Annotated in this window: 10 protein-coding genes; 5 read left to right on the top strand and 5 right to left on the bottom strand. The window is 72.0% G+C overall.

Features of this window, described 5'->3' with window-relative positions:
- Positions 1-31: 31 nt before the first annotated feature.
- Positions 32-4027 carry an ATP-dependent RNA helicase HrpA gene (gene hrpA / locus ACGFIA_RS18815; protein WP_357477520.1) on the top strand — a complete coding sequence of 1332 codons (3996 nt, stop codon included), beginning with the start codon at positions 32-34 and terminating at the stop codon, positions 4025-4027.
- A 114-nt stretch (positions 4028-4141) separates the two neighbouring features.
- Here hrpA and ACGFIA_RS18820 read toward each other — a convergent pair whose 3' ends face one another.
- Positions 4142-5077, bottom strand: coding sequence for a LysR family transcriptional regulator (locus tag ACGFIA_RS18820; protein WP_357390227.1), 936 nt, complete (start codon positions 5075-5077; stop codon positions 4142-4144).
- Positions 5078-5106: 29 nt separating this feature from the next.
- On the opposite strand from ACGFIA_RS18820, the gene ACGFIA_RS18825 reads away from it, so the two are divergent.
- The 4 genes from ACGFIA_RS18825 to ACGFIA_RS18840 all read left to right on the top strand — a co-directional run bounded on the left by ACGFIA_RS18825 (position 5107) and on the right by ACGFIA_RS18840 (position 9371).
- Positions 5107-5838, top strand: coding sequence for a succinate dehydrogenase cytochrome b subunit (locus ACGFIA_RS18825; RefSeq protein WP_357469352.1), 732 nt, complete (start codon positions 5107-5109; stop codon positions 5836-5838).
- Between the two features lies 1 nt (position 5839).
- Positions 5840-7777: a fumarate reductase/succinate dehydrogenase flavoprotein subunit gene (locus ACGFIA_RS18830; protein ID WP_357390225.1), complete on the top strand. Its 1938-nt coding sequence runs from the start codon at positions 5840-5842 to the stop codon at positions 7775-7777.
- Positions 7774-8526 carry a succinate dehydrogenase/fumarate reductase iron-sulfur subunit gene (locus ACGFIA_RS18835; protein ID WP_357390223.1) on the top strand — a complete coding sequence of 251 codons (753 nt, stop codon included), beginning with the start codon at positions 7774-7776 and terminating at the stop codon, positions 8524-8526. Before ACGFIA_RS18830 ends, ACGFIA_RS18835 begins: the two co-directional genes overlap by 4 nt.
- A 137-nt stretch (positions 8527-8663) precedes the next feature.
- Positions 8664-9371: a helix-turn-helix domain-containing protein gene (locus ACGFIA_RS18840; RefSeq protein ID WP_357469355.1), complete on the top strand. Its 708-nt coding sequence runs from the start codon at positions 8664-8666 to the stop codon at positions 9369-9371.
- On the opposite strand, the gene ACGFIA_RS18845 is transcribed toward ACGFIA_RS18840, so the two are convergent.
- Genes ACGFIA_RS18845 through ACGFIA_RS18860 form a run of 4 tightly spaced genes read right to left on the bottom strand, consistent with a single transcriptional unit; the run spans position 9357 to position 13510 of the window.
- Entirely contained in the window at positions 9357-10490 is a 1134-nt protein-coding gene (locus ACGFIA_RS18845; RefSeq protein WP_357390218.1) for an acyl-CoA dehydrogenase family protein, read from the bottom strand. The genes ACGFIA_RS18840 and ACGFIA_RS18845 overlap by 15 nt on opposite strands.
- A gap of 19 nt (positions 10491-10509) precedes the next feature.
- Positions 10510-11538, bottom strand: coding sequence for an LLM class F420-dependent oxidoreductase (locus tag ACGFIA_RS18850; protein WP_357469359.1), 1029 nt, complete (start codon positions 11536-11538; stop codon positions 10510-10512).
- Positions 11538-12695 (bottom strand): CaiB/BaiF CoA-transferase family protein, encoded by a 1158-nt coding sequence (locus tag ACGFIA_RS18855; RefSeq protein ID WP_357469361.1) that lies wholly within the window; start codon positions 12693-12695, stop codon positions 11538-11540. The genes ACGFIA_RS18850 and ACGFIA_RS18855 overlap by 1 nt, the downstream gene beginning before the upstream one ends.
- Entirely contained in the window at positions 12692-13510 is an 819-nt protein-coding gene (locus tag ACGFIA_RS18860; protein ID WP_357469364.1) for an enoyl-CoA hydratase-related protein, read from the bottom strand. The genes ACGFIA_RS18855 and ACGFIA_RS18860 overlap by 4 nt, the downstream gene beginning before the upstream one ends.
- Positions 13511-13525 lie beyond the last annotated feature (15 nt).

The raw sequence follows: 13525 nt of genomic DNA on the forward strand, positions 1-13525 counted from the left end.
CGCCGCGCGGCTGCCTATCCTTGGCGACGACATGCAGAATCCAGCCGTACCCGCCGCCCCTGAGACCGCCCGCGACCTGCACCGCCGCCTCGCCCCCCTGATGTTCCGCGACCAGCGGCGGCTCCAGCGGCGGCTCGACGGCGTGCGCAAGCTGCGCGACCCGCAGCGGCGGGAGGCGGCGCTGGCCGAGATCGCGGCCGACGTGGCCCGGGCCGAGGCGCGGCTCCAGGCCCGCCGCGCGGCAGTGCCGGCGATCACCTATCCGCCGCAGTTGCCGGTCAGCGAGCGCAAGGACGACATCGCCGCCGCGATCCGCGACCACCAGGTGGTGATCGTGGCCGGTGAGACCGGTTCCGGGAAGACCACCCAGCTGCCCAAGATCTGCCTGGAGCTGGGGCGCGGGATCACCGGCCTGATCGGGCACACCCAGCCCCGCCGGCTGGCGGCCCGCACCGTCGCCGACCGGATCGCCGACGAGCTCGGCACCGAGCTGGGCGACGTGGTCGGCTACAAGGTGCGCTTCACCGACCAGGTGGGCGACAACAGCCTGGTCAAGCTGATGACCGACGGCATCCTGCTGGCCGAGTTGCAGACCGACCGGATGCTGCGGCAGTACGACACGCTGATCATCGACGAGGCGCACGAACGCAGCCTCAACATCGACTTCATCCTCGGCTACCTCAGGCAGCTCCTGCCCCGCCGGCCCGACCTCAAGGTCGTCATCACCTCGGCGACCATCGAGACGGACCGGTTCGCGAAGCACTTCGCCGACGCCGCGGGCGAGCCGGCGCCGGTGGTCGAGGTGTCCGGGCGTACGTACCCGGTGGAGGTCCGCTACCGGCCGCTGGTCGAGGTCACCGAGGCCGAGGAGGAGGACGAGGCCGACGAGGAGAACGTCCGGGACCAGATCCAGGCCATCGGCGACGCGGTCGAGGAGCTGGCCGCCGAGGGGCCGGGCGACATCCTGGTGTTCCTCAGCGGCGAGCGGGAGATCCGGGACACCGCCGACGCGCTCGGCAAGCTGGTGCAGTCCAAGCGGTCGCTGCTCGGCACCGAGATCCTGCCGCTGTACGCCCGGCTCTCCACCGCCGAGCAGCACCGGGTCTTCGCCGCGCACTCCAACCGCCGGGTGGTGCTGGCCACGAACGTCGCGGAGACCTCGCTGACGGTGCCCGGCATCAAGTACGTGGTGGATCCGGGCACCGCGCGGATCTCCCGCTACTCCAGCCGGCTCAAGGTGCAGCGGCTGCCGATCGAGCCGGTCTCGCAGGCCAGCGCCAACCAGCGCAAGGGCCGCTGCGGGCGTACCTCGGACGGCATCTGCATCCGCCTCTACGACGAGCAGGACTTCACCTCCCGCCCCGAGTTCACCGACCCGGAGATCCTGCGCACCAACCTGGCCTCGGTCATCCTCCAGATGACGTCGATCGGGCTCGGCGACGTGGCGGCGTTCCCGTTCATCGACCCGCCGGACCGGCGCAACGTCACCGACGGCGTCAACCTGCTGCACGAGCTGGGCGCGCTCGACCCGGCCGAGTCCGACCCGGCGAAGCGGCTCACCGCGCTGGGGCGGCGGCTGGCGCAGCTCCCGGTCGACCCCCGGCTGGCCCGGATGGTCCTCGAAGGCGAGCGCAACGGCTGCGCCACCGAGGTGGTGGTGATCGCCGCCGCGCTGTCCATCCAGGATCCGCGCGAACGCCCGGTCGACAAGCAGGCCCAGGCCGACCAGGCGCACGCCCGGTTCGCCGACAAGGAGTCCGACTTCGTCGCGTACCTGAACCTGTGGCGCTACCTGCGGGAGAAGCAGCGGGAGCTGTCGTCGGGCGCGTTCCGCCGGATGTGCAAGGCCGAATACCTCAACTACCTTCGGGTACGCGAGTGGCAGGACATCGTCAGCCAGTTGCGCCAGGTGTTGCGTACCGCCGACAAGGGTGAGGGCCGGCGCGGCGCCGGCGCCGACCTGCCGGAGGAGATCGACACCCCGAAGGTGCATCAGTCGCTGCTGCCCGGCCTGCTGTCGCACCTCGGTCTCAAGGACGCGCAGAAGCACGAATACCTGGGCGCGCGGGGCGCGAAGTTCGCGATCTTCCCCGGGTCCGCGCTGTTCAAGAAGCCGCCGCGCTGGGTGATGGCCGCCGAGCTGGTGGAGACGTCCCGGCTGTGGGGCCGGGTGGCCGGCCGGGTCGAGCCGGAATGGGTCGAGCCGCTCGCGCAGCACCTGGTCAAGCGCAGCTACAGCGAGCCGCACTGGGAGAAGAGGCAGGCCGCGGTGATGGCCTACGAGAAGGTCACGCTGTACGGCATCCCGCTCGTCACCTCCCGCAAGGTGAACTTCGGGCGGATCGACGCAGGTCTGAGCCGGGAGCTGTTCATCAGGCACGCCCTGGTCGAGGGCGACTGGCAGACCCACCACCAGTTCTGGCGGGACAACCAGAAGCTGCTGACCGAGATCGAGGAGCTGGAGAACCGGGCCCGGCGCCGCGACATCCTGGTCGACGACGAGACCATCTTCGCCTTCTACGACCAGCGCATCCCCGCCGACGTGGTCTCCGGCCGGCACTTCGACTCGTGGTGGAAGAAGACCCGCCGGGAGCGGCCCGACCTGCTCACGTTCACCCGTGAACTGCTCGTCAACGACGGCCGGGGCGGGGTGGACGAGGAGGACTTCCCCGACGAGTGGCGGGCCGACGGCGTGACGCTGCCGCTGACGTACACGTTCGACCCGACAGTGCCCACCGACGGCGTCACAGTGGACATCCCGCTGCCGCTGCTCAACCAGGTGCCGGCGGAGAGCTTCGACTGGCAGGTGCCGGGGCTGCGCGAGGAGCTGGTGATCGCGCTGATCCGGTCGCTGCCCAAGCCGGTGCGGCGCAACTTCGTGCCGGTGCCCGACTACGCCCGCGCCGCGCTCGCCGCGATCACCCCGGGCGAGGAGCCGCTGCTCGCCGCGCTGACCCGGCAGTTGCGCCGGATGACCGGCGTGACCGTACCGGCGGACGCGTGGGACCTGGGCCGGCTGCCGCCGCACCTGCGGGTCACGTTCCGGGTGCTCGGCGACGACGACAAGCCGGTCGCCGAGGGCAAGGACCTGCCGGCGCTGCAACGCGAGCTGCGCCAGGAGGTACGCCAGGTGGTGGCCGCCGCCGCGCCGGACGTGGCCCGTACCGGGCTGACCGGGTGGTCGATCGGCACCCTGCCGCGCACCATCGAGCAGGTACGCGCCGGCTTCGCGGTGACCGCGTACCCGGCGCTGGTGGACGAGGGCGCGACGGTCGGGGTGAAGGTGTTCGACTCGGCCGCCGAGCAGGAGGCGGCGCACTGGGCGGGCACCCGGCGGCTGCTGCGGCTGACGACGCCGTCACCGGCGAAGTTCCTCCAGGGGCGGCTGAGCAACGAGGCGAAGCTGGCGCTGTCCCGCAACCCGCACGGCAGCGTGCCGGAGCTGATCGAGGACGCGGCCGGGGCGGCGATCGACAAGCTGATCGGCGACGCGGGCGGCCCGGCCTGGGACGCCGAGGGTTTCGCCGCGCTGCGCGACAGGGTGCGCGCGGACCTGGTGGACACCGTGGTCGAGGTGATGGATCGGGTACGCCGGGTGCTCGCTTCCGCGTACGCGGTGGAGCAGCGGCTCGGCGCCACCCGCAACCTCACGGTGGTGGCCGCGCTGGCGGACATCCGCAACCAGCTCACCGGCCTGGTGCACAAGGGTTTCATCACCGAGACGGGGTACGCGCGCCTGCCCGACCTGCTGCGCTACCTGACCGCGATCGAGCGCCGGCTGGACCGGCTTCCCGGCAACCCGCAGCGCGACAAGCAGCAGCAGGACCGGGTCGCCGTGGTGCAGAAGGAGTACCAGGACATGCTGGCCGCGCTGTCTCCGGCCCGGCGCCAGGAGGCGGCGGTCCGCCAGATCCGCTGGATGATCGAGGAGCTGCGGGTGAACGTCTTCGCCCAGGCCCTGGGCACCCCCTACCCGGTCTCCGAGCAACGCATCTACCGAGCCATGGACGACGCCGAGTCCCGCTGACGCCACCCGCCGCGCGCCGCCGCGCTCGTCGATCTTGCACTTGGTGCCCCCGCGCTGGGGCATTCACACCTTTCGCCGGGGCCGAAAGTGCAAGATCGCGCGGGAGAGGGGGCCCTAGAGGGGTTCTACGCCTGGGGGGAGTTCGGCGGTGGCGGTGGCGTCGTGGACGTACTCCAGGAGGATGCGGCGTAGTTCGCGCCCGGCGTGGGTGGGCACCACGTCGCGGCGGCGGGCGACCGCTATGGTCCGGCGGACGCCGGGCGGCACGAGCCGGGTGACCCGGATGCCGGCGCGGCGGGCCACCACGATGCCGGGCACCAGCGCGACGCCGAGCCCGGCCTCGACGAAGCTGAGCACCGCGTCCATCTCCCCGCCGTCGACGGACAGGGTCGGCTCGAAGCCGGCCGCGCGGCAGGCCTGGAGCGTGGCGTCGCGCAGGTCGTAGCCCTCGCGGAACATGACGAGCGGCTGGTCGCGCAGGTCGGTGATGCGCAGCTCGCCGGTGGCCGAGGCGCCCGGCAGCGGGTCGACCGAGGCGACCACCAGGCTCTCCCGCAGGATCGGGTCGGCGCGCAGCCCCGGGTCGGTGCCGGCCGACGGCATGATGATCAGCGCGAGGTCGAGGCCGCCGCGGAGCAGGTCCCGGACGAGGTCCTGCGAGCCACCCTCCTCCACGCGCAGGTCGACGGTGGGGTGCGCGTCGCGGAACCGGCGCAGCACCGGTGGGGCGAGCGAGGTGGCGAGGCTGGGCGTGGCGCCGAGGCGGACCCGGCCGCGCCGCAGCCCCACCAGCTCCTGGACCTCGCGGGTGGCGGTCTCCACGTCGGCCAGGATCCGTTTGGCCAGCGGCAGCAACACCTCGCCGGCCGCGGTGAGCCGGATGTTGCCCCTTACCCGCTCGAACAGCGGGGCTCCCAGGTCGGTCTCCAGCGCGTGAATTTGCTTACTCAACGAGGGCTGGGTTATGCCGACAAGATCGGCCGCCTGGGTGAAATGTCGTACTTCGGCGACCGCTACGAAGTACCGGAGCTGATGGAGCTGCATCACCATAGCTTACGGCTATCGATGCTGCGATTTCGATGCATTGGACGCCTGATCGAAGTGCTCCTAGCGTCGACCGCGTGGTAATCACGAAAACTCGGTCGCCCATCCGCTCGAACGTCGGCCTCAAGGCCGTCATGGCGGTGACGGGCATCATTCTTGTGCTGTTCCTGATCGCCCACATGGTCGGCAACCTGAAGATCTTCACGGGCGAGACGTCGTTCGACCACTACGCGCACTGGCTGCGGGACATCGGCACGCCGCTGCTGCCGACGACCTGGTTCCTGTGGATCCAGCGCACGGTGCTCACCGCCGCGGTCGTCGGGCACATCGGCGCGGCCACCGTGCTCGCGATGCGGTCCCGGGCCGCCCGCCCGGTCCGGTACGCGCACCGCCGCAAGATCCACGTGAACTACGCGGCCCGCACGATGCGCTGGGGTGGTGTGATCATCCTGCTCTTCGTGATCTACCACATCCTCGACCTGACCACGGGTCACCTGAACCCGCAGGGCGACCCGTCCAACCCGTACGGCAACGTGGTCGCGGGCTTCGCGCCGGAGCGCTGGTACGTCACGCTCTTCTACACCCTCGCGCTGGTGACCCTCGGCTTCCACCTGCGCCACGGCGCCTTCAGCGCGTTCCGCAGCCTCGGCCAGCAGACGCCGAAGGGCGAGCGCCGGGCTCGGATCGCCGCGCTCGTCTTCGCCGTCGCGCTGGTCGGCGGCTACCTGCTGGTCCCGTTCGCCGTGATCACCGGATTGGTGTCCTGACATGGATCTCTACACCGAAGGCGACCCGATCGCCGACACCCGGGCCCCGGACGGCCCGATCGAGACGCGGTGGGAGCGCCACCGCTTCGAGATGAAGCTGGTCAACCCGGCCAACCGCCGGAAGATGACGGTGATCGTGGTCGGCACCGGCCTGGCCGGCGGCTCCGCCGCCGCCACGCTGGCCGAGCAGGGCTACCAGGTGCGGTCCTACTGCTACCAGGACAGCCCGCGCCGGGCCCACTCGATCGCCGCGCAGGGCGGCATCAACGCCGCCAAGAACTACCGCAACGACGGCGACTCGGTGCACCGCCTCTTCTACGACACGGTCAAGGGCGGCGACTTCCGCTCCCGTGAGTCGAACGTGCACCGGCTGGCCGAGGTGTCGGTGAACATCATCGACCAGTGCGTGGCCCAGGGCGTGCCGTTCGCCCGCGAATACGGCGGCCTGCTGGACACCCGTTCCTTCGGCGGCGCCCAGGTGCAGCGCACCTTCTACGCCCGGGGCCAGACGGGCCAGCAGCTGCTGCTCGGCGCGTACCAGGCCCTCGAACGGCAGATCGGCCTGGGCAACGTGGAGATGAACGCCCGCCACGAGATGCTCGAACTGGTGATCGTGGACGGCCGGGCACGCGGCATCGTGGTCCGCGACATGGTCACCGGTGAGATCAGCACCGAGATGGCCGACGCGGTCGTGCTCGCCACCGGCGGCTACGGCAACGTCTTCTACCTCTCCACGAACGCCAAGGGCTGCAACGTCACCGCCTCCTGGCGGGCACACCGCAAGGGCGCGTACTTCGCCAACCCCTGCTACACGCAGATCCACCCGACCTGCATCCCGGTCTCCGGCGACCACCAGTCGAAGCTGACCCTGATGAGCGAGTCGCTTCGTAACGACGGCCGGGTGTGGGTGCCCAAGGCCAAGGGCGACCAGCGCAGCCCTCGGGAGATCCCCGAGGACGAGCGGGACTACTACCTGGAGCGGATCTACCCGTCCTTCGGCAACCTGGTCCCCCGCGACATCGCCTCCCGCGCCGCGAAGAACGTCTGCGACGAGGGACGTGGCGTGGGCCCGACCGGCCTCGGCGTCTACCTCGACTTCGCCGACGCGATCAACCGGCTGGGCCGCCAGGCCATCGAGGCCAAGTACGGCAACCTCTTCGAGATGTACGAGCGGATCACCGGCGAGGACCCGTACGAGGTCCCGATGCGGATCTACCCCGCCGTGCACTACACGATGGGCGGCCTCTGGGTCGACTACGACCTCCAGTCGTCGATCCCCGGGCTGTTCGTGATCGGTGAGGCCAACTTCTCCGACCACGGCGCGAACCGGCTCGGCGCCTCGGCGCTGATGCAGGGCCTGGCGGACGGCTACTTCGTGCTGCCGAACACGCTCGCCAACTACCTGGCCTCCTCCGGCCCGCTGGAGAAGGTCGACGCGAGCCACCCCGAGGCGGTCGCGGCGCGTACCGACGTCGAGGACCGGATCAAGCGGCTGCTGGCGATCAACGGCGACCGCACCGTCGACTCGTTCCACCGCGAGCTGGGCCAGATCATGTGGGAGCACTGCGGCATGGAGCGCTCCGAGGCCGGGCTGCGCAAGGCGATCGACGAGATCCGCGCGCTGCGCGAGCAGTTCTGGCAGCGGGTGCGCGTGCCTGGTGACGGCGAGGGCCTGAACCAGTCGCTGGAGAAGGCCGGCCGGGTGGCCGACTTCTTCGAGCTGGCCGAGCTGATGTGCATCGACGCGCTGCACCGCGAGGAGTCCTGCGGCGGCCACTTCCGGGCCGAGCACCAGACCCCGGACGGCGAGGCGCAGCGCGACGACGAGCGGTTCGCCTACGTGGCGGCCTGGGAGTACACCGGCACCGGTGAGCCCGTGCTGCACAAGGAAGACCTGACCTTCGAATACGTCCACCCCACGCAGCGGAGCTACAAGTGAACCTGACCCTGCGCATCTGGCGCCAGACCGGCCCCGAGGACAAGGGTCGGATGGTCACCTACCCGGTGCGGGACGTGTCGCCGGACATGTCCTTCCTGGAGATGCTCGACGTGCTGAACGAGCGGCTGATCCTCGACGGCGAGGAGCCGGTCGCGTTCGACCACGACTGCCGCGAGGGCATCTGCGGCATGTGCAGCCTCATGATCAACGGTGAGGCGCACGGCCCGCAGCGCGGCACCACCGCCTGCCAGCTGCACATGCGGCAGTTCTCCGACGGCGACACGATCGACATCGAGCCGTGGCGGGCCCGGGCCTTCCCGGTCGTCAAGGACCTGGTGGTCAACCGCAACGCGTTCGACCAGATCATCGCGGCCGGCGGTTACGTCACCGCGCCGACCGGCAGCGCCCCGGAGGCGCACTCGGTGCCGGTGCCGAAGGCCGACGCGGACGCGGCGTTCGAGTCGGCGGCCTGCATCGGCTGCGGCGCCTGCGTGGCGGCCTGCCCGAACGGCTCCGGCATGCTGTTCACCGCCGCGAAGATCACCCAGCTCTCGCTGCTGCCGCAGGGCCAGCCGGAGCGCTACACCCGGGTGATCGGCATGGTGGACGCGCACGACGAGGCCGGCTTCGGCGGCTGCACCAACATCGGCGAGTGCGCGGCAGCCTGCCCGAAGGGCATCCCGCTGAACACCATCGGCCGCCTCAACCGGGACTACCTGAAGGCGACCGCCAAGCGCTCCGGCTCCTGACCGGACACCGCACGACAGACGCGACCGCCGCGCCCCGCATCCGCCGGGCGCGGCGGTCGCGCTCGCGCGGGGGTACGCCCCGGCGATTGGTACGGTGAAGCGCCAACCGCGTCACCGTCTCTCCCGGGAGGGCACCCATGGCCCGGACCGCTGCGGCGCAGGCGTCCTCCCCCGAGGCGGGTCACGGCGGACCGGCCGGCCCGCCGGAGTCGCTGCTGGAACGCGCCTTCACCGAGGCGTTGCAGAGCGCCGACGACACCGACGAGGTGGCGACCCGGATCCTCGACGCGGCCTACGAGCAGTTCTGCCGGATGGGCATCCGCCGCTCCACGATGGAGGACGTGGCCCGCCGGGCGGGTGTCTCCCGGATCACCGCGTACCGCCGGTTCGCCACCAAGGACCGGCTGGTCGAGCAGGTCGTCCGCCGCGAGTTCCGGCGCTACTTCGACCGCTTCCTGGTCGACATCCAGCAGGCGGCCACCGTCGGCGACCGGGTGGTGCTGGGCTTCGTCAGCGCGCTGGACGCGATCCGTCGCAACCCGCTGATCGGCGGGCTGATGAGCGTCGAACCCGACGTGCTCATCCCCTCGATGATCAGCGACGGCGGGCGGACGCTGGCCACCGTGCAGCGGTTCGTCGCCGGGCAACTGCGCCGCGAGCAGCGCGCCGGCACCATCGCCGCCACAGTCGACGTGGAGGTGGTGGCCGAGCTGATGACCCGGTTGTCCTGCTCCTTCCTGCTGACCCCGAGCCACGTCATCGACCTGGACGACGCCGACGCGCTGCGGGAGATGGCCCGCCGGTTCCTCGTACCCATGCTGGAGCCCGGCTCAGAGGCCGAGTGACCGGCCGATCACCTCCTTCATGATCTCGGTGGTGCCGCCGTAGATGGTCTGCACGCGGGCGTCCAGGTAGGCGCGGGCCACCGGGTACTCGCGCATGTAGCCGTACCCGCCGTGCAGCTGGAGGCACCGGTCCACGACGCGCTGCTGCAACTCGGTGCACCACCACTTCGCCATCGCCGCCGTCTCCGCGCTCAGGTCCGGCGCGACCAGGCAGTTGTCGACGAAGACCCGGCCCAGGCGCAGCTCGGTGGCGAGTTCGGCGAGCACGAACCGGTTGTGCTGGAAACTGCCGATGGGACGGCCGAACGCCCGGCGCTGCCTGCAGTAGTCCAGCGTCTGCGCGAACACCGTCTCGGCGCCGGCGAGCGCCGCGACGGCTATCGACAACCGTTCCAGGGGCAGGTTGCGCATCAGGTAGGCGAAGCCCTCGCCCTCGACGCCGAGCAGGTTGGCCACCGGTACGCGGACGTCGGCGAAGAACAGCTCGGCGGTGTCCTGCGCCTTCTGCCCGAGCTTGTCGAGGTTGCGCCCACGCTCGAAGCCGGGCATGCCGCGCTCGACCACGAGCAGGCTGATCCCCCGCCGCCCGGCGCCGGGGTCGGTACGGGCCACCACGATCACCAGGTCGGCCAGGATGCCGTTGCTGATGAACGTCTTCTGCCCGTTGAGGACGTAGTCGTCGCCGTCGCGTACCGCCGTGGTGGTGATGCCCTGAAGGTCGCTGCCGGCGCCCGGCTCGGACATGGCGACGGCGGTGACGATCTCGCCGGAGCAGAAGCCCGGCAGCCAGCGCTGTTTCTGCTCCTCGGTGGTCAGGTCGGTCAGGTACGGGCCGATGATGTCGTTGTGCAGGCCGAACGCCGGACCGCTAGCGCCCGCCCGGGCGAGTTCCTCGGTCAGGACGGCGTGGAACCGCCGGTCGGTGACCCCGGCGCCGCCGTACCGCTCGTCGACGAAGAACCCGAGCAGCCCGGCTGCCCCGGCGGCCCGCCACACGGCGCGGTCGACGATGCCGTCTGCCTCCCAGCGCTCGTGGTACGGGGTGATCTCCTTGTCGATGAACGCGCGCACCAGTTCGGCGAACGCGAGGTGGTCGGCGGTGAAGATCGCGCGGTCCATGTGTCAGCTCCTCCCCGCGCTACCGGGCCATGTCCGCGACGGCGGCGACGAGACGCCGGGGGTCCTCGCCCAGCGGTGCCACGTTGAGGATGGTCACGCCCGCGTCGCGGTACTCCTGGACCCGGTCGCGCACGTAGCTCTCCGGCCCGATCAGGCTGGTGCGTTCCAGCAGTTCCGCCGGCACCGCGGCGGCGGCCTCGGCCTTGCGGCCCGCCAGGTAGAGGTCCTGGACGCGGTCCGCCTCGGCTTCGTAGCCATAGCGGCACAGCAGGTCGTGGTAGAAGTTGCGGCCCCTGGCGCCCATCCCGCCCACGTACAGGGCGATCAGCGGCCGGGCGAGGTCGCGCAGCCCGGTCACGTCCGGGCCGATGGCCAGCGGCCCGCCGGCCACCACCTCCAGCGGCCCGAGGTCGGCGGAGCGTTTCGCCCGGCCGGCCGCCAGCGCGGCGCCCCAGACGTCGCCCGCGCGCCGCGGGTCGTAGAGGAACGGCAGCCACCCGTCGGCGATCTCGGCGGTCATCCGGACGTTCCGGTCGCCGAGACTCGCCACGTGGATCGGGATGCGGTCGCGTACCGGGTGGGTGAGCATCTTCAGCGGCTTGCCCAGCCCGGTGCCCTCGCCGGGCGGCAACGGCAGCGGGTAGAGACCGTCGTTCGTCAGCGTCTCCCGCCGCCACACCCGCCGGCAGATCTCGATCACCTCGCGGGTGCGGGCCAGCGGCCTGTCGTAGGCGACGCCGTGCCAGCCCTCGATCACCTGCGGTCCGGACGCGCCGAGGCCGAGGATGGCCCGGCCACCGGACATGGCGTCCAGGCCCGCCGCGGTCTGTGCCAGCAGAGCCGGGGTACGCGAGAAGATCGGCAGGATCGCCGAGCCGATGCGCATCCGGCTCGTCCGGGCGGCCAGGTAACCCATCACCGTGGGCGCGTCGAAGCCGTACGCCTCGGACACCCAGGCCACGTCCAGGCCGTCCTGTTCCCAGGCGGCCACGTCGTCCGCGCCGCTGCGGGGATCGGCGGCGTACGCCAGTGTCGTCCCGATACGCATCAGTGAACTCCCTGTCCCTGGCGGACGACGCCGTCGTCCCGCCACCGCGGTAGGTGTGCGCCCAGCCCCCAGTCGGTGAGCACGGGCCCGGTGTCCGCGCCCGGCGCGGGCGGCGGGCCGCCGACCCGGCCCGGTGTGCCGGACAGGCGGGGCGCCACGGCCGGCTGCCGGACGCCGAAGTGCTCCTCGTACGTGCCGCGCGCGAGCAGGTGCGAGTGGCCCGGCGCCTCGGCCAGCGACAGCACCGGTGCGACGCAGGCGTCGGTGCCGTCGAACACGGCGGTCCACTCGTCGCGGGTACGGCCGGCGAACACCTCGGCGAAGCGGGCGCGCAGCACCGGCCAGCCCGCCACGTCGTGCTGTGCCGGCAGGTCCGCGCCTGCGAGCCCGAGCAGCCGCAGCAGTTCGGCGTAGAACTGGGGCTCCAGCGCGCCCACCGCCATGTGCCCGCCGTCGGCGGTGGCGTACACGTCGTAGAACGGGGCGCCGCCGTCGAGCAGGTTGCGGCCCCGCTCGGCTCGCCAGGCGCCCTGCGCGAGCAGCCCGGCGAACGGGGTGGTGAGGTGGGCCGCGCCGTCCACGATGGCGGCGTCGACGACCTGGCCCCGGCCGGTGGCACCGGCCACGTGCAGCGCCGCCAGGAGGCCGACGACCAGGTAGAGCGAGCCGCCGCCGAAGTCGCCGACCAGATTGAGCGGGATCTGCGGCGGCCCGCCGGCCCGGCCGATCGGGTGCAGCGCCCCGGCGACGGCGATGTAGCCGATGTCGTGGCCGGCGGCGCGGGCCAGCGGCCCGTCCTGGCCCCAGCCGGTCATCCGCCCGTAGACCAGGGTCGGGTTGCGGGCGAGCGCGTCCTGCGGTCCGACGCCGAGCCGCTCGGCCACACCGGGACGCCAGCCCTCGATCAGGATCGCGGCCCGGCCGGCCAGCGCGAGGACCACCTCGGCGCCGGCGGGGTGCTTCAGGTCCACCACTATCGAGCGCTTGCCCCGGTTGAGCAGGTTCTGTCCGGGGTCACCGGCCGCGAACGCGCCGGGTTCCGGCCGGTCGACGCGCACCACGTCGGCGCCGAGGTCGGCGAGCAGCATGGCGGCGAACGGGCCGGGCCCGATGCCGGCCAGTTCCACGACCCGGACGCCGGCGAGCGGGCCGCTCACGCGCCGGCCCGTGGGGCGAAGCGGGGCGGGCGCCCCTGGGCCCGGCTGAGCAGGGCCTCGCCGAAGTCGGGGCCGGCCAGGGACTCGACCATGAGCCGGATCGCGTCGGCGGCGGCCTCGCCCACGCCGGTCTCCAGGCCGCCGAACACCTGCCGCCGGATCACCGCCATGGACGCCGGTGAGCAGTGCTCGGCCAGTTCGGCGGCATAGGCTTGGGCCTCGGCCAGCACCTCGTCGCGCGGGAGCACGCGTTGCACAAGTCCGATCCGCAGCGCCTCCACCGCGTCGACCTTGCGGCCGGACACCAGCAGGTCCAGCGCGGCGCCGACGCCGACCAGCCGGGGCAGCAGCCAGGCGCTGCCGTACTCGGCGACGAGACCGAGCCGGCTGAACGAGGTGGACAGGCGCGCCCGCGCCGCCAGGAACCGCACGTCGGCGTAGAGAGCGTGGACCAGGCCCAGGCCCGCCGCGCCGCCGTTCATCGCGGCGACGATCGGCGTGCCGAGCGTCAACGGCAGGTGCGGCGGGAACCCGAACTCACCGGCGAGCAGGTCACGGTTGCGCTCGTCCAGCAGCGCGGCGAGCGCCTCCGGGTCGGCGCCGGCACAGAACCAGTCGCCGGAGCCGGTCACCACCACCGCCCGCACCTCCGGGTCGGCGTCCGCAGTCACCAGGGCCGCGTAGTAGTCGCGGAACATCTCCAGCGTCATCGCGTTGCGCCGGTCGGGCCGGTCGAACCAGATGGTGCGCACACCACCCCTGGTGGCGGCCCGCAGTCCGGCGCCGGCCGGCGTCCCGGTTGTGACATTTGACATTTGATACCCTCAACT

Origin of the sequence: Micromonospora sp. NPDC049203 (assembly GCF_043197215.1) — a bacterium.
In the GTDB taxonomy this organism is placed as follows: Bacteria; Actinomycetota; Actinomycetes; order Mycobacteriales; family Micromonosporaceae; genus Micromonospora.